General features: G+C 67.7%; 14 protein-coding genes and 1 tRNA gene. 13 read left to right on the top strand and 2 right to left on the bottom strand.

Annotated elements, in window-relative coordinates; all coding sequences use genetic code 11:
* Nucleotides 1-7: 7 nt before the first annotated feature.
* The gene (locus tag ACNPNP_RS13665) at nucleotides 8-1,003 is read right to left on the bottom strand and encodes a diacylglycerol/lipid kinase family protein (protein WP_448966578.1); all 996 of its coding nucleotides are present in this window, start codon (nucleotides 1,001-1,003) and stop codon (nucleotides 8-10) included.
* Between the two features lie 171 nt (nucleotides 1,004-1,174).
* Between ACNPNP_RS13665 and ACNPNP_RS13660 the strand changes: the two genes are divergently transcribed.
* From ACNPNP_RS13660 to ACNPNP_RS13620, 9 genes are all read left to right on the top strand, one after another.
* A complete protein-coding gene (locus ACNPNP_RS13660) occupies nucleotides 1,175-2,128 on the top strand; it encodes a MetQ/NlpA family ABC transporter substrate-binding protein (protein ID WP_448966577.1) in 954 nt (317 codons plus the stop codon).
* A gap of 43 nt (nucleotides 2,129-2,171) precedes the next feature.
* Entirely contained in the window at nucleotides 2,172-3,194 is a 1,023-nt protein-coding gene (locus ACNPNP_RS13655) for a methionine ABC transporter ATP-binding protein (protein ID WP_448966576.1), read from the top strand.
* Nucleotides 3,188-3,862 carry a methionine ABC transporter permease gene (locus tag ACNPNP_RS13650; protein ID WP_448966575.1) on the top strand — a complete coding sequence of 225 codons (675 nt, stop codon included), beginning with the start codon at nucleotides 3,188-3,190 and terminating at the stop codon, nucleotides 3,860-3,862. Before ACNPNP_RS13655 ends, ACNPNP_RS13650 begins: the two co-directional genes overlap by 7 nt.
* Entirely contained in the window at nucleotides 3,859-4,800 is a 942-nt protein-coding gene (locus tag ACNPNP_RS13645) for an NAD(P)/FAD-dependent oxidoreductase (RefSeq protein ID WP_448966574.1), read from the top strand. Before ACNPNP_RS13650 ends, ACNPNP_RS13645 begins: the two co-directional genes overlap by 4 nt.
* Before the next feature lie 15 nt (nucleotides 4,801-4,815).
* Nucleotides 4,816-6,009, top strand: coding sequence for an aminotransferase-like domain-containing protein (locus ACNPNP_RS13640; protein ID WP_448966573.1), 1,194 nt, complete (start codon nucleotides 4,816-4,818; stop codon nucleotides 6,007-6,009).
* Between the two features lie 29 nt (nucleotides 6,010-6,038).
* Nucleotides 6,039-7,373, top strand: a complete 1,335-nt coding sequence (gene serS / locus ACNPNP_RS13635) for a serine--tRNA ligase (RefSeq protein ID WP_448966572.1) — start codon at nucleotides 6,039-6,041, stop codon at nucleotides 7,371-7,373.
* A complete protein-coding gene (locus ACNPNP_RS13630; RefSeq protein WP_448966571.1) occupies nucleotides 7,370-8,200 on the top strand; it encodes an HAD family hydrolase in 831 nt (276 codons plus the stop codon). The genes serS and ACNPNP_RS13630 overlap by 4 nt, the downstream gene beginning before the upstream one ends.
* A 44-nt stretch (nucleotides 8,201-8,244) precedes the next feature.
* A tRNA-Ser gene (locus ACNPNP_RS13625) sits at nucleotides 8,245-8,329 on the top strand.
* Nucleotides 8,330-8,387: 58 nt separating this feature from the next.
* On the top strand, nucleotides 8,388-9,629 hold the full coding sequence (locus tag ACNPNP_RS13620; RefSeq protein WP_448966570.1) for an LCP family protein: 1,242 nt from the start codon (nucleotides 8,388-8,390) through the stop codon (nucleotides 9,627-9,629).
* A 9-nt stretch (nucleotides 9,630-9,638) separates the two neighbouring features.
* Here ACNPNP_RS13620 and ACNPNP_RS13615 read toward each other — a convergent pair whose 3' ends face one another.
* Nucleotides 9,639-10,646 carry a LacI family DNA-binding transcriptional regulator gene (locus tag ACNPNP_RS13615; protein WP_448966569.1) on the bottom strand — a complete coding sequence of 336 codons (1,008 nt, stop codon included), beginning with the start codon at nucleotides 10,644-10,646 and terminating at the stop codon, nucleotides 9,639-9,641.
* Nucleotides 10,647-10,747: 101 nt separating this feature from the next.
* Here ACNPNP_RS13615 and ACNPNP_RS13610 point away from each other — a divergent pair, with 101 nt between their 5' ends.
* The 4 genes from ACNPNP_RS13610 to rhaS are packed head-to-tail and all read left to right on the top strand — an operon-like array spanning nucleotide 10,748 to nucleotide 15,494.
* Nucleotides 10,748-12,331 (top strand): sugar ABC transporter ATP-binding protein, encoded by a 1,584-nt coding sequence (locus tag ACNPNP_RS13610; protein WP_448966568.1) that lies wholly within the window; start codon nucleotides 10,748-10,750, stop codon nucleotides 12,329-12,331.
* Nucleotides 12,328-13,350, top strand: coding sequence for an ABC transporter permease (locus tag ACNPNP_RS13605; protein ID WP_448966567.1), 1,023 nt, complete (start codon nucleotides 12,328-12,330; stop codon nucleotides 13,348-13,350). The genes ACNPNP_RS13610 and ACNPNP_RS13605 overlap by 4 nt, the downstream gene beginning before the upstream one ends.
* On the top strand, nucleotides 13,347-14,396 hold the full coding sequence (locus ACNPNP_RS13600) for an ABC transporter permease (RefSeq protein ID WP_448966566.1): 1,050 nt from the start codon (nucleotides 13,347-13,349) through the stop codon (nucleotides 14,394-14,396). The genes ACNPNP_RS13605 and ACNPNP_RS13600 overlap by 4 nt, the downstream gene beginning before the upstream one ends.
* A 54-nt stretch (nucleotides 14,397-14,450) precedes the next feature.
* Entirely contained in the window at nucleotides 14,451-15,494 is a 1,044-nt protein-coding gene (rhaS, locus tag ACNPNP_RS13595; protein ID WP_448966565.1) for a rhamnose ABC transporter substrate-binding protein, read from the top strand.
* Nucleotides 15,495-15,532: the final 38 nt, after the last annotated feature.

The raw sequence follows: 15,532 nt of genomic DNA, 5'->3' as shown, positions 1-15,532 counted from the left end.
CGGACGGTCAGAGCGTGTCGACCGGGTGGCCTTCTGGCAGCGCCAGCAGCAGGGAGCCCGGCGCGATCCGGCAGCGGATGCGCACCGCGTCGCCGAAGGCGTCTCCGTCGAGCTCGATCGGCGTCGGCCGTGTGGCGGCCGCTTCGGCCACCTTTCCGCGCAGGTAGCGCACGGATGCATCCCTGCCCCGTCGCTGCAGCACGAGCCGCCCGGCGCGGAACCTGCGCAGCACCGAGTTGTCCCACCAGATCTTGCGCCAGACCCCGAGCCAGCCGAACGGACCGCTCGGCTGGATGATCGCGACATCCATCTCGCCGTCGACGATGGATGCTGACGGGATCAGGGCGATCCTGGCGGGGAGGGTGCCGCAGTTCGCGAAGAGCACGCTGTGCACCTTCGTCGAGTGCAGACGCGACTCGTCCATCTGGTAGACGATGCGGAACGGCTTCGCATTCGGGAGCGATCGCGCGGCGCCGTCGACGTACGCCACCCAGCCGACCGACTTCTTCAGATCGGGGCGCGTGTTCGCGATCATGTCCGCATCGAGCCCGATGCCGGCGAGAACGACGAACGCGTGCTCGCTCGTGTCGCCGTTCTCACGGGTGAGCGCGGCCCAGCCGATGTCGATCGGATGGTGGAAACCTCCGAGCGCGGCCCTGATCATCGCCTCGGGGACGGTGAGGGGGAGCCCGAGGTTGCGGGCGAGCAGGTTGCCGGTGCCGCTCGGGATGATGGCCAACGGGATGCCGGTGCCGGCCATGGCCTCCGCGACCGCCCGCACAGTGCCGTCACCTCCGGCGACGAGCACCACATCCGCGCCCTCGCTGATGGCCGATCGCGCGGCATCCTGTCCGGCATCCTCCACGGTGGTCTGATGGAAGGACGGCGTGGACCACCCCGCGTCTTTCGACAGATCCCGAACGGCGGCGCGCAGACGCTTCTCATCCACCTTGATCGGGTTGTAGACGAGTGCTGCCTGGCGTCTGGTGGCACGCGTCGTCATGGCGTTACTCTAACCCCGCCCCAGTGTGTCGGCACGTTACCGTGCGACTCGTGCAGCGGCGCGCTCTCTCGGTAGCATCGGGGATCACCGCGCAGTCCTTCAGATGTGCGCCGCCTCGGGATGGATGCAGCCCCGACTGCCCGCCCGCCCCGCCCCGCAGGAGCCCCGCCCATGTCAGAGCAGAACCACACCAAGAACGAGATCGACGCGCACCTCGCACAGCAGAGGAAGCGCAGGCGTCTGTGGCTGATCGGCGGCGCGGTCGCCGTCGTCGCCGTCGCGGCGGCGATCATCATCCCCGCGGTCGTGCAGAACTCCGCCCCCGAAGCCGCGGGCGATGACGAACTGATCCAGCTCACGATCGCCGACACCGCGCAGAGCGACTTCCAGGACGCGATCATCGAGGTCGGCCGCGAGAACGGTCTCGACCTGAAGTTCGTGAACTTCGACGACCCGTACCTGCCGAACACCGCGCTGGTGGAGGGCGAGGTCGACGGGAACTCCTTCCAGCACGTCGCCTGGCTCAGCCAGTTCAACAAGGAGAACGGCTCCGACATCACACCGGTGTTCTCGACGGTGATCTCGGCATGGGGACTCTTCTCCGACGATCTCGATTCTGCCGACAGCATCCCCGACGGTGCCAAGATCGCCGTGCCGGACGACCCGGCCAACTTCTCCCGTGCGCTGTTCATCCTGCAGACCGCCGGAGTCATCGAGATCGACGAGAACGCCGGGGTGTTCCCCACCGAGGAGGACATCACGGCGAACCCGCGCGGGATCGAGCTCGTGCGCATCGCGCACGAGTCCGTGCAGACCAGCTACAGCGACCCGACGATCTCCGCGGTCGTGCTCGCCACGGACGACTTCGATCCTGCGCTGGAGATCACGAGCGATGATGCTCTCGTGCTCGAGGATTCCTCGGCGACCACATCCAGTCCCTATGTGATCGTCGTCGCGACGACCGCCGACCGCGCAGACGACCCGGCGTGGGCGCTGCTCGAGAAGACCTACCGCGACGATCGCGTAGTCAGCGCCCTGGAGGAGGAGAAGCGCGGCGAGGCCACGATCGTCGAGCTGCCGGTGGACGACCTGCGCGCTGCTCTCGCCGAGCTGGTCGCACAGTAACTCCCGCAGTGCGGCCGCGCCGCACGATCAGACCGAGGTTCGTATGACAGAGCGCATCCAGCTGTCCGGGGTGTCCAAGGACTACCCGGGCCGAAAGGGCGAGCTCCTCCGCGTGCTCCGCGACATCGACATCTCGGTGCGTGCCGGTGAGGTGTACGGCCTGATCGGTCGCTCGGGAGCGGGCAAGTCGACGCTGCTGCGCATGATCAACGGGCTCGAAGCGCCGACCGAGGGCCGTGTGCTCGTCGACGGCGTGGATGTGCAGTCGCTGTCGCCGGTGGAGCTGCGCACGCTGCGCCACAGCATCGGGATGGTGTTCCAGCAGTTCAATCTCTGGAACTCCCGCACGGTCTTCAGCAACATCGCCACTCCGCTCAAGCTCGCCGGGTGGAAGGACGACGACATCTCCCGCCGCGTGGGCGAGCTGCTCGACTTCGTGGGGCTCGGCGGCAAGGCGTTCGCTCGTCCGCGCCAGCTCTCCGGCGGGCAGAAGCAGCGCGTCGGGATCGCCAGGGCCATCGCCGCCAAGCCGTCGGTGCTGCTCGCCGACGAGGCCACGAGCGCGCTCGACCCGCAGACCACGACCGAGATCGTCGACCTGCTCCGCTCGGTGAACCAGGAGTTCGGCATCACGATCGTGGTCGTCACGCACGAGATGGACGTGATGAGCCAGCTCGCCGACCGCGTCTCGATCCTCAGCGACGGCGACGTGGTGGAGTCGGGCGACATCCACCAGATCCTGGCGAGACCGCAGCATCCGATCACCGCCAACCTCGTCGGCTCGTACACGCGCACGTTCCTGAGCGAGAAGGATCGTGAAGAGCTGTCGACCCGTTTCGACGGCAGGCGGATCTCCGTCGCGATGGACGGCGTGATCGCCGAAGGACCGCTGCTCTCGTCGCTCGCCCGCGCCCACAGCGTCGACTTCTCGATCATCCAGGGCGGTGTCGCTCGGGTGAAGAACCAGCCCTACGGGCAGCTCAGCCTCGCGCTGCACGGCGATGACGCCGCGATCGATCGATTCCTCGCCGAGCTCTCGACCCGTACCGAGGTGACGACATGGTGACCCTCGCGCTGCTCGATCTCGACGTCGTGATCCCCAAGGTCGCACGCGCGCTCGGCGAGACGCTGTTCATGGTGACGGTGGCTTTCTTCCTGGCATCCGTCATCGGGCTGATCCTCGGCATCTTCCTGTACGCGACACGCCCCGGCCAGCTGCTGCACAGCCGCGTGGTCCACACGACACTCAACATCGTCGTGAACACGCTGCGCCCCATCCCGTTCATCATCCTGCTCATCGCGCTGACGCCCCTGACCCGAGCCCTGATCGGTACGAGCATCGGTCCTGCGGCGGCCATCCTCCCGCTGACGATCGCGGCATCCGTCGGTATCGCACGCGTCGCCGAGTCGAATCTCGTGGCCGTGGATCCCGGAGTCGTGGAGGCGGCGAAGGCCTTCGGGGCATCGCCGCTGCACATCCTGTTCGGGTTCGTCGTGCGCGAGGCCTTCGGTCCGCTGCTGCTCTCGCTGACGTTCATATTCGTCGCCCTGATCGACGCGACAGCCGTCGCCGGCGCGGTCGGCGGTGGTGGGCTCGGAAACCTCGCCCTCACATACGGATACCAGCGCTTCGACTATGCCGTCATGATCCTGATCATCATCGTGCTGATCGCCCTCGTGCAGCTGGTGCAGTTCATCGGCAACCGCATCGCACGGCACTTCATCGACGGATGACGGTCGCAGTGCTTCCGATTCCTCGACGGGTCGCAGTGGTCGGCGCCGGCGTCGTCGGGGCGTCGGCCGCTGCGCGCATCGCCGAGCTCGGGATCGAGGTCGTGCTGTTCTCGGCGGATCCCGCCGGCGTCACGCCGGTGTCGCGGGCGAGCTTCGCATGGGTCAACGCGCACGGGAAGCGCCCGGAGCCCTACCGACGACTCAACGAGGACGGACGTCGTGTGCACGCTGCGCGCTCGGCCGCGCACGAGAGCGCGTGGTTCGTGCAGACCGGTGCCGAGGTCGACGGCGCCGTGCACCCGGACGACGGGTACGTCGACGCCGATGCGTTCCTCACCGCACAGCTCGCCGACTTCCATGCGGCTGGAGGAACGCTGCGCGCCGACACCCCGGTGGACACCCTTGACGACGTGCACGAGCTGGTGGGTCGGGTCGACCTGATCCTCGTGGCTGCCGGCGCCGCGACCTCGCGGTTGCTCGGCGACCTCGCCGGCTCGAGGCTCTCGACCTCGGCGGGCGACGACGGATTCCTCACTCGGATCGACGTCGGCGAGCACCCTGTCGAACGCATCGTGTCGGCAGGCGGGCTGCAGGTGCGACCCGACGGTCCCTGGCGCATCGCCGCGCAGAGCCTCACCATCGAAGCCGAACTGCGTCGCACCGGCACGACCGCATCCGTCGCAACGGTATGGGCGCCGTTGCGCGCCGAGATCGAGAGTGCGCTCGGGTGGCGCATCCCGGAAGACGCCATGGTGCGCGTCGACCACGCGATCCGCCCCCACGCCGTCGACGGTCTGCCCTGCATCGGCCGTGTCGCCCAGGATGTGTATGTCGCGGTGACGCACAGCGGCATGACGCTCGCCCCGCTGCTCGCCGAGTCCATCGCGCGTGATCTGCAGGGCGACCCCGACCCCCGACTTGCCCCCTTCCGCCCCTGACCCGATCGGACGACAATGACCGACACCGCCTTCACCCCGAGCGAACTGCTGGCGGGGCTCCCCGCGCGCCAGGGATTCGGAGACGCGACCCTCATCCGACTCGCGGCCGGATCGATCGACCTCGGGGGCGGCAACCCGGCGACCGATCTGCTCCCGCTCGACCTCTACCGCGAGGCCTTCGTCGAGGTGACCCGGAGTGAAGGGTTCGCTCCGCTGCTCAAGTACTCACCGGCGTCGGGCCTGCCGTCCTTGCGTGCCGCCATCGCCGCGCGCGAGGGAGTCACTGCGGATCGCGTGCTCATCACGGACGGCGGTGCGCACGGTCTCGCCCTGGCGGTGCTCAGCCTTCTGGATCCCGGGGACACGGTGGTCGTCGATGATCCGGTGTATCCGCTCTTCCTGCGCGTGCTCGACCTGATCGGTGTCGATGTCACGCCGGTGCGGGTCGGCGCGGACGGCATCGACACGGACCAGCTCGAGAGCCTGCTCCGCGCCGGACTGCGGCCGAAGGCGCTGTTCACCGTGCCCACCTTCCAGAACCCGTCCGGTGTCACGTTGAGCGCAGGACGAGAGGCCGCACTCGTCGCGCTCGCCGAGCGGTACGGCTTCGCGATCATCGCCGACGACCCCTATCGCGACATAGCCTTCCCCGGAACCGCCGTTCCCGAGCGCAGCAGCTTCCGCGACTCCGACCGCGTCTTCGCGGTGAACACGTTCTCGAAGACTCTCGGCCCTGGCCTGCGCCTCGGATGGATCGTGCTCCCCGCCGTGCGTTCGGAGCGCGTCACCTGGTTGCGCAATCGCCTCGACGGCCAGACCAGCGGCGTCCTGCAGGCCGTGGTCGAGCGGATGCTGGCCGATGACCGATTCGACGCGTCGATCCGTGCGGCGGGCGCGGGCTACGCGCGAAAGGCTCAGGCGCTGACGGCAGCGCTTCGCGCGGAGTTCGCAGACGAGGTCGAGATCGCCGAACCGCAGGGCGGGTTCTTCACGTGGATGCGGCTGCCCGGCGACATCGACTTCGCGCAACTGTTCGAGCGCGCGCAGGATCTGGGCGTGACCTATCAGCGCGGGGAGTGGTTCGCCACGACAGGCGACGTGTTCCGAGGGTTCGCACGGCTGTCGTTCTCAGAGGTGAGCGAGCAGGATCTCACTGACGGTGTCGCGCGCCTCGCGCAGGCATGGCGGGAGTCGACGGGTCGGGATTGATGCGCGGGCACGCGCTCTAGACTTGGGTCATGATCGACCTCGCTCTTCTCCGCGACCAGCCCGACCTCGTCCGCCGCTCGCAGATCGCGCGCGGCCACGACGCCGCCACCGTCGATGCGGCGATCGAGGCCGACCGATCGCGTCGTGCGGCTCTGAGCGCGTTCGAGGATCTGCGTGCGGAGCAGAACGTCTTCGGCAAGCAGGTCGCGAAGGCCCCCAAGGAGGAGAAGGCCGCCCTCGTCGCGCAGGTGAAGGAGCTCGCCGAGCGCGTCAAGCAGGCGCAGCACGATGCCAACGAGGCAGCGGATGCCGCGGCATCCGCTCTCGCCCTCATCGAGAACGTCGTGATCGACGGCGTGCCCGCCGGAGGGGAAGCCGACTTCGTCGAGCTGCGCCGCGTCGGTGAAGCGCCGACCTTCGATCCCACCCTGTTCCCGAACGGCCCGCGCGATCACCTCGAGATCGGCGAACTGCTCGGCGCGATCGACATGGAGCGCGGCGTGAAGGTGTCGGGCTCGCGGTTCTACTTCCTGCGCGGCATCGGAGCGCGCCTCGAGATCGCGCTGATGAACATGGCGCTCGACAAGGCGCTGCAGAACGACTTCGTGCCGATGATCACGCCGACGCTCGTGCGCCCGGAGATCATGCAGGGCACCGGGTTCCTCGGCGAGCACGCCGACGAGGTCTACCACCTCGACAAGGACGACGATCTGTACCTGGTCGGCACCAGCGAGGTCGCGCTCGCCGGTTACCACAAGGACGAGATCGTCGACCTCTCCGGTGGTGCACTGCGCTATGCGGGCTGGTCGACGTGCTACCGCCGTGAGGCCGGTTCCTACGGCAAGGACACCCGCGGCATCATCCGGGTGCACCAGTTCAACAAGCTCGAGATGTTCGTCTACACCACCCAGGACGACGCCGAGGCGGAGCACCTGCGCCTCGTCGCCCTGCAGGAGGAGATGCTCACCGCGCTCGGGCTGTCGTACCGCGTGATCGATGTCGCCGCGGGCGACCTCGGCTCCAGCGCCGCGCGCAAGTACGACATCGAGGCGTGGGTGCCGACGCAGGACGCGTTCCGGGAACTCACCTCGACGTCCAACTGCACCACGTTCCAGGCGCGCCGCCTTGATGTGCGCCACCGTCCGGCCGCTGAGGACGGAGCCGCGGCGAAGACTCAGCACGTCGCGACCCTGAACGGCACACTCGCGACGACCCGCTGGATCGTCGCGCTGCTCGAGACGCACCAGCAGCCGGACGGCTCGGTGATCGTGCCCGAGGCGCTGCGACCGTATCTCGGAGGGCTGGAGGTGCTGGAGCCCACGCTCCGGGACGCTCAGGGTGCGGTTCGGCAGGCGGCGAAGTGACGGACACCTGGCTCGTCGGCCTCGACGTCGACGGAACGATCATCCTGCAGGACGAGACCATGAGCCCCGGTGTGCCGGAGGCGGTCGCACGTGTGCGCGACGCCGGTCACTTCGTGACGATCGCCACCGGACGCAGCTGGATGGCCACTGAGCGCTGGGTCGATGAGCTCGAGATCACTCCGGAGTTCGTGGTGTGCTCCAACGGCGCCGTGACGATGCGCCGCGTGAGCGATGCATGGGAACGCTGGCACGTCGAGACGTTCGACCCGACCGCCGTGCTCGCGCTGCTCACCGAACGACTGCCAGAGGCGCACTACATGGTCGAACTCGCGACCGGCCAGCGCCTGTTCACGGGCGAGCTCGACGACTGGACGCTGGGCGACGGTCGCCTGGTCGAACTCGACGAGCTCGGTGCGGAGCCGGTCTCGCGCGTGGTCGTCGTCTCGCCGGGGCACAGCGAGGACGACTTCCACCGGCTGGTGGCGGATGCCGGACTCAACGAGGTCTCCTACGCGATCGGGTGGACGGCGTGGCTCGACATCGCTCCGCAGGGCGTCGACAAGGGCACGGCGCTGGCGCGCGTGCATGCCGCGCTCGGCATGGACGGCGGCAACGTGTTCGTCGCGGGAGACGGCCGCAACGACCTCGGCATGTTCAGCTGGGCGCTCGGCGTCGGGGGTCGTGCTGTGGCGATGGGGCAGGCGGTCGACGAGGTCAAGGACGCCGCGGGCGAGGTCACGACCGATGTCGCCGATGGTGGACTGGCGGTCGCACTGGACACGCTGCTGGATCGTCCAGCGGTCCCTCAGGTGGGGACGCGAGAATGAAACCGGCTAGACTCGACCACTGATCGGCGGATTCGTCCGTCGATGGAGGGTTGTCCGAGTGGCCGATGGAGCTGGTCTTGAAAACCAGTGGGCAGAGATGTCTCGTGGGTTCGAATCCCACACCCTCCGCAGAGAACTGACTGCGGTACCCCCCCCCGAGCACCGCAACAGACTCGAAAGGCATTGAGTGAGCGAGAAGATCCGTCGCCGCAGGACTGTGGCCCGTCACGGCCAGCTGCAGTCTCCTGGCCCGATCAGCCAACTTCTCAAGATCATCGGCGTCGCACTCGCTGTCGTGCTGGTGAGCGGCGTCAGCGTGAGCGCCTTCGTCGTCAGCGACCTGTACGGCACGGCGACGGCGGATGCGGTCGAACTCGAAGGACAGCAGCCGGTGCCGCCGGACATCAGCGAGTACGAGGGCGGCTTCGACATGCTGCTCGTCGGCACCGACACGTGCGAAGACGAGTACGCGCACCTCTTCGGCGACCGCTGCTCCGGTGATGATGCCGAGGGCAACCTCAACGACGTCAACATCCTGCTGCACGTCTCGGAGGAACCCCGTCGGATCACGGCGGTGAGCTTCCCTCGCGATCTCATGCTCCCGATCCCGGAATGCACGCGCGAGGACGGCAGCATGACGGCCGCCATGAGCAAGCAGCCGCTCAACAGCGCCTACATGGACGGCGGGCTCAACTGCGTCGCGAAGACCGTCGCGGATGTGACCGGGCAGGACATCGAGTTCGCGGCATCCGTCACATTCGGCGGCGTGATCGAGATCACCAACGCGATCGGCGGCGTCGACGTCTGCCTCGCGACTCCCATCAAGGATCGCTACACCGGTCTCGACATGGCGGCAGGGACGCACACGATCCTGGGACTCGAGGCGCTGCAGTTCCTGCGCACGCGTCACGGAGTCGGTGACGGCAGCGACCTCGGTCGTATCGGCAACCAGCAGCAGTACATGTCGAGCCTCGCACGCAAGCTCATCAGCGGTGAGGTGCTCGGCAACGTCCCCACGATGCTGAGGCTGGCGAACACGGCGCTCAGCAATCTCGAGGCCAGTACGTCGCTGACCAACCCGATGACGATCGTGCAGGTCGCGCTCGCCGTGAAGGACGTGCCTTTCGAGGACATCGTGTTCCTGCAGTACCCGACGTACGAGGACCCGGACGACGTCAACAAGGTCGTCGCCGACACGGAGTCCGCGCAGGCGATGTGGGACGCGATCAACGCGAACCAGCAGCTGCAGATCACGCACGAGAACACCGAGAACGACGGCGTGGTGGTGCAGGAGCCCGCAGCTCCCGCACCCGACGCGCCGGCGACAGAGCAGCCTGCGCCGACGGACACCGCGGTGGCGCTTCCCGACTCGATCAAGGGCAACTCGGCCGCGCAGCAGACCTGCTCGAACGGCAACGTCCGCGAGTAGGCCGCTGAGTCAGCCCGTCGTCGATCGGCGAATGATGAGCTCAGGCGGGAACACGGTCTGACGCGGGATGCTGTCCGGATCGGCAGCTTCTTCGAGCACGATCCGCAGTGCGGTGCGCCCGATCATCCGACTGGGCTGGCGGATCGATGACAGCGGCACGGCCGCAGCGGCCGCGAACGGGATGTCGTCGAACCCGATGATCGCGATCTCGGTCGGCACCAGCATCCGGCCGTCCGAGACGAGCGACTGCAGAAGACCCAGCGCGAGCAGATCGTTCGAAGCGAACAGGGCGTCCGGCCACTCCCGACGCGGCCTCGCGAGGATGCGGTTTCCTGCCGCCGCGCCTTCCTCGACCGTCATCGCCGCCGTGGGGATGACCTCGAGGTCGACGCGCACGGCTGCGTTCTCGGCCGCTGCCCGTGCACCGGCGAGTCTGTCGGTGACCTGACGCATCTCGAACGGCCCGCCGACGAACGCGATCCGCCGTCGTCCGCTCTCGATCAGGTGCTCCACCGCGAGGCGGCCCCCGGCGACGCTGTCCACCGATACGGACGAGAAGCCGCTGTCGGCGCTGAACCGATCGACGAGCACCGTGGCGATGCCGGAGGAACGGAACCGGCGCAGCTGCGTCATCACATCGCCGTACGGCGCGATGAGAAGCCCGCGCACCTGCTGCTCCCGGAACAGATCGAGGTAGACCTTCTCGCGTGACGGGTCCTCATCGGTGTTGCCGTAGAGGATCGCGATGCCGTGACGAGTCGCCTCGTCCTCTGCGCCGCGCACCACGTCGCTGTAGAACGGATTCTGCCCATCGAGCACGACGAAGCCCACGGTCGTGCTGACGCCGGCGCGCAGCTTGCGGGCTGCGTCGTTGCGCACGTACCCGAGTTCCTCGATCGCGTCAGTCACGCGCTGCACGGAATCCGCCGACACCTCTTCGGGACGGTTGAGCACGTTGGAGACCGTGCCCACGGAGACGCCGGCGCGCTGGGCGACGTCGCGGATGCTCACCGACACGACCTCACCTCTCCTCGTTGATCGGATCACGATTCGGTCACCCGGTGTTGACCTCGTGGCGTTGTTTCATACACTAGCTTGAAACGCACCTGAATCGATTCATGTTAGATTCAGTCGCGGATCAGATCGATCCCCTCAACGGAGAGGACGCGCCAGTGGCCGTCGAAGTCGAGAACCGCAGCCCAGCGGATGCCGCGCTGGAGCTGCATCGCGTCGTGAAGTCCTTCGGGCCGGTCGTGGCGCTGCGCTCGGGCAGCCTGACGTTGCGTCCGGGATCGATTCACGCGCTCATCGGCGAGAACGGTGCAGGCAAATCCACACTCGTGAAGATCATGGCCGGGCTCTACCGGCGCGACTCCGGTGAGTTCCGCCTGCACGGCGACGACGTCGACTTCACCAGCACGGCGCAGTCCAAGGCCGCCGGCATCGCCGTGATCTACCAGGAGCCGACGCTGTTCCCCGATCTCTCGGTCACCGAGAACATCTTCATGGGGCGTCAGCCGACGAACAGGATCGGACGCATCGACCGCAGGTCCATGCGTCAGGAGGTCGAGCAGATCTTCCAGCGGCTGGGCGTCGCCCTCGACCCGGACCGCATCACCGAGGGGCTCTCGATCGCTGACCAGCAGATCATCGAGATCGCCAAGGCGATCTCGCTCGACGCCAGCGTGCTCATCATGGACGAGCCAACGGCCGCGCTCAGCGGAGTCGAGGTCGAACGGCTCTTCGCGGTGGCGCGCAGCCTGCGCGACGAAGGGCGCGCCGTGCTCTTCATCTCGCACCGTTTCGACGAGGTCTTCGCCCTGTGCGACACCGTCACGGTCATGCGCGACGGCGCCTACATCGGCACCACGCCCATCGCAGAGACCACCGTCGACGAGCTTGTTCGCCAGATGGTCGGTCGAGACGTCACGGAACTCTTCCCCAAGCAGACGGTGCCGATCGGGGATCCGCTGCTCGAGGTCGCGGGTCTCACCAGCCCCGGTGTCTTCCACGACATCTCATTCACCGTGCGGGCCGGTGAGATCGTCGCGCTCGCCGGACTCGTCGGCGCCGGGCGCAGCGAGGTCGCCCGTGCGGTGTTCGGCGTCGACGCGTACCGCGAGGGCGAGGTGCGGGTGCTGGGCGAGACCGTGCCGCGCCACAGCCCCACGCACGCCATGCGTGCAGGGCTCGCGCTGGTTCCAGAGGATCGGCGCAAGCAGGGCCTCGTGATCGAGTCGGGTGTGGGCAGCAACATCACGATGGCGATCCGCAGCAGACTCGCGAAGTTCGGCCTCCTGACCACGGGCATGGAGAACCGTGCCTCGAGGGAATGGGCGAGCAGGCTCGAAGTCAAAGCGCATGCCCTCGACACCGTCTCATCGACGCTCTCCGGAGGCAACCAGCAGAAGGTCGTCCTCGCGAAATGGCTGGCGACGAATCCGCGAGTGCTCATCATCGATGAACCGACGCGCGGCATCGACGTCGGCACCAAGGCCGAAGTGCACCGACTTCTCTCCCAGCTCGCCGGCGAAGGCATGGGCATCCTCATGATCTCGTCCGAACTCCCGGAGGTGCTCGGAATGGCCGACCGCGTGCTCGTGATGCGCGAAGGTCGCATCACCGCCGAGATCGAACGCGCAGAGGCGACCAGCGAGAACGTCATGTTCGCCGCCACACATGCAACGGAGCTCCACTCGTGACCACCACTTCGATCCAGCGTTCAGGCCTGGGCAAGGCGATCGGAGGCGTCGGGCGTGCGCGCGAGTTCGGCATCCTCATCGCCCTGGCGCTCGTCGTGATCGCCGCGACGGCGAAGAACCCGAACTTCCTGTTCAGCGCCGACGGATGGCGCGATCTGCTGCTGACCCCGTCGATCCTCGTGCTCGTCGCCGTCGGTCAGGCCATCGTCATCATCACCCGCAACGTCGACCTGTCGGTGGGGTCGGTGATGGGGTTGACCGCCTACCTCACCGGGCGGTTGTTCATCGACATCCCCGGCATCCCGATCGTCGTCGTCGTCATCGCCGCCGTCGTCTTCGGCGCGCTGCTCGGTCTCGTGAACGGTGCGTTGGTCGCCTTCGCCAAGGTCCCCGCCATGGTGATCACGCTCGGCACGCTGTATGCCTATCGCGGCATCAACGTGCTGTGGGCGGGGAGCGACCGGGTCAACGCCTCCGACATGCCCAAGGACTTCCTCGCCCTCGGAACGGCTCAGCTCGTCGGCATCCCCGTGCTCGCCATCGTCGCGCTGATCGTTCTCGCGATCGCCGCCTGGTACATGCGCAACACGCGATCCGGTCGCGAGTACTACGCGATCGGATCCGACCCCGCCGCCGCCGAGCTCTACGGACTCAGGGTCACGCGACGCCTGCTGACCGCGTTCGTGCTGTCCGGGGCCCTCGCGGGACTCGCCGGGGTCTTCTACGCCGCCCGCTACGGTTCCGTCAGCTCGCAGGCGGGGGCGGGGTGGGAGCTGGATGCCGTCGGGGCGGCCGTGATCGGCGGCATCGCCATCACCGGAGGCGTCGGCTCGGTGTGGGGCGCCGCGATCGGCGCGATGCTGCTCATGACCATCAACCGTGCACTCCCGATCCTCGGCATCCAGGACTTCTGGCAGCGGGCCGTCGTCGGCGCGCTCATCATCGGCGCCATCGTGCTCGACCGCGTGCTCGCGGTCAGACAGAAACGGCGACTCATCGAGGCGAGGGACGAATCATGACCGCCACCACGGCCACGGCCACGACCCGAGTCATCCGGGAGCACGACCGCCCGCTCTGGCACCGGGTGCTGCTCACCAGGGAGATGGCGATCATCGCGCTTCTCGTCCTCGTGATGATCGTCGCGATGATGACGGTGCGAGGATTCGCGCAGCCGATCACCCTGAACTACCTGCTGCTCGACGTCGCCCCCATCCTGCTCATCGCTCTGCCCATGGCACTGATCATGGTCACGGGTGAGATCGACCTGTCAGTGGGCAGCATGGTCGGACTCGCCAGCGTCGTCACCGGCGTGCTCACGCAGGCGGGCGCCCCGTTCGAGGTCGCGGCCCTCGCGGCTCTCGCCGTCGGAGTGGTCGGCGGCGCCGTCAACGGGTTCCTCGTGACGGTGGTCGGACTGCCATCGCTCGCGGTCACCATCGGCACGCTCGCACTGTTCCGCGGCCTCGCGGTCGGACTGCTCGGAACCACGGCGGTCACCGACTTCCCCGAGATGTGGACGGCACTGGCCAAGGCGAAGATCGCCGGCACCACGATCCCGTACATCACCGTGCCCTTCCTCGTCCTGCTCGTGATCTTCGTGGTGCTGCTGCACTTCACGCCGTTCGGCCGCGGCATCTACGCGATCGGCCTGTCGAAGGATGCTGCGCGATTCTCCGGCGTGCACGTCGAACGCACGAAGTTCATCCTGTTCGTGCTCGCCGGCGTCGTCGCGGCGTTCGCCGGGATCTTCTTCACGCTGCGCTTCGGCAGCGCCCGTGGCGACAACGCCACCGGCCTCGAGCTGCAGGTGATCGCCGCAGTGGTCCTCGGCGGGGTGTCGGTGTTCGGCGGCCGTGGCCAGTTGCACGGTGTGGTCGCCGCCGTGCTCCTGATCGGCGTGCTCTCCAGTGCGCTGAGACTCGCGAACGTCACGTCGGATGTCATCAACATCATCACCGGCGGGCTTCTCGTCGCGTCCGTGGTGGCGGCCAGCGTGCTCGCCTGGGCGCAGCGGCTGCGCGCCAAGTCACCTCCCTCACGTCTCATCGCCTCTTCTGCCCCCTGAGGCGTCTTGTGCCACCGGCATCCGCCCGTGGCAGCACCCACGAAAGGAAGAACAATGAAGTTTTCACGCAAGCGCGTCGCGACCTTCGCGGCTGTCGCCGTGGCCGCGGCGCTGGTCCTGACCGGCTGCGCCGACACCGGCGCAGGGTCGGGTGGTGACGGCGGCGGGGCCGAAGGCGGCTCCGACAACCTCACCATCACGTTCCTGCCGAAGAACCTCGGCAACCCGTACTTCGACACATCCAGCAAGGGCGGCACGACCGCGGTCGACGAACTCGGCGGCACCTTCGCCGAAGTGGGGCCGGCGGAGGCGACTCCCGACGCCCAGGTGAGCTACATCAACACGGCCACACAGCAGGGAGTCGGTGCGCTGGTCGTCTCGGCGAACGACCCCAAGGCGATCTGCGACGCGCTGAACGAGGCGCGCGACGCCGGCGTCAAGGTCGTCACGTTCGACTCCGACACCAACCCGGATTGCCGCGACCTGTTCATCAACCAGGCCGACGCCGAGGGCATCGCGAAGGTGCAGGTCGACCTGATCGCCGAGCAGATCGGTGGCGCCGGTGAGATCGCCGTGCTGTCGGCCTCGGCGAACGCGACCAACCAGAACGCCTGGATCGACCTGATGACGGAGTACCTGGCGAGCGACTACCCCGACATCACGCTCGTGGAGACCGTCTACGGCGACGACGATGACCAGACCTCGTTCGACAAGACCGCGGCACTGCTGCAGACGCACCCGAACCTGAAGGGCATCATCTCGCCCACGACGGTGGGCATCGCCGCTGCGGCGCGCTACCTGTCGACGTCGGATTACAAGGGCACCGTCGCGCTGACAGGCCTCGGCACTCCGAACCAGATGCGTGAGTACGTCGAGGACGGCACCGTCACCGCGTTCGCGCTGTGGAACCCGGAGGAGCTCGGCTACCTGTCCGCCTACGCGGCAGCCGCACTCATTCAGGGCGACATCACCGGCGCCGAGGGCGACACCTTCGAAGCCGGGGATCTCGGCGAGTACACGGTCGGCGCTGACGGCACCGTTCTGCTCGGCGACCCGTTCGAGTTCAACGCGGACAACATCGGCGACTTCGACTTCTGAGTCATTCCTCGCTGATCCTTGCGAAGAGGGGGGCCCCG

Source organism: Microbacterium xerophyticum (assembly GCF_053543555.1).
The sequence above is the reverse complement of the archived record's forward strand: the minus strand, read 5'-3'. Positions and strand labels throughout refer to the sequence as shown.

Bases quoted from the DNA above. Each gene is read 5' to 3' on its own strand.
- rhaS (WP_448966565.1), top strand. From the start codon at position 14,451: ATGAAGTTTTCACGCAAGCGCGTCGCGACCTTCGCGGCTGTCGCCGTG.
- ACNPNP_RS13660 (WP_448966577.1), top strand. From the start codon at position 1,175: ATGTCAGAGCAGAACCACACCAAGAACGAGATCGACGCGCACCTCGCA.
- ACNPNP_RS13655 (WP_448966576.1), top strand. From the start codon at position 2,172: ATGACAGAGCGCATCCAGCTGTCCGGGGTGTCCAAGGACTACCCGGGC.
- ACNPNP_RS13640 (WP_448966573.1), top strand. From the start codon at position 4,816: ATGACCGACACCGCCTTCACCCCGAGCGAACTGCTGGCGGGGCTCCCC.
- ACNPNP_RS13650 (WP_448966575.1), top strand. From the start codon at position 3,188: ATGGTGACCCTCGCGCTGCTCGATCTCGACGTCGTGATCCCCAAGGTC.
- serS (WP_448966572.1), top strand. From the start codon at position 6,039: ATGATCGACCTCGCTCTTCTCCGCGACCAGCCCGACCTCGTCCGCCGC.
- ACNPNP_RS13665 (WP_448966578.1), bottom strand. From the start codon at position 1,003: ATGACGACGCGTGCCACCAGACGCCAGGCAGCACTCGTCTACAACCCG.
- ACNPNP_RS13645 (WP_448966574.1), top strand. From the start codon at position 3,859: ATGACGGTCGCAGTGCTTCCGATTCCTCGACGGGTCGCAGTGGTCGGC.
- ACNPNP_RS13610 (WP_448966568.1), top strand. From the start codon at position 10,748: ATGTTAGATTCAGTCGCGGATCAGATCGATCCCCTCAACGGAGAGGAC.
- ACNPNP_RS13600 (WP_448966566.1), top strand. From the start codon at position 13,347: ATGACCGCCACCACGGCCACGGCCACGACCCGAGTCATCCGGGAGCAC.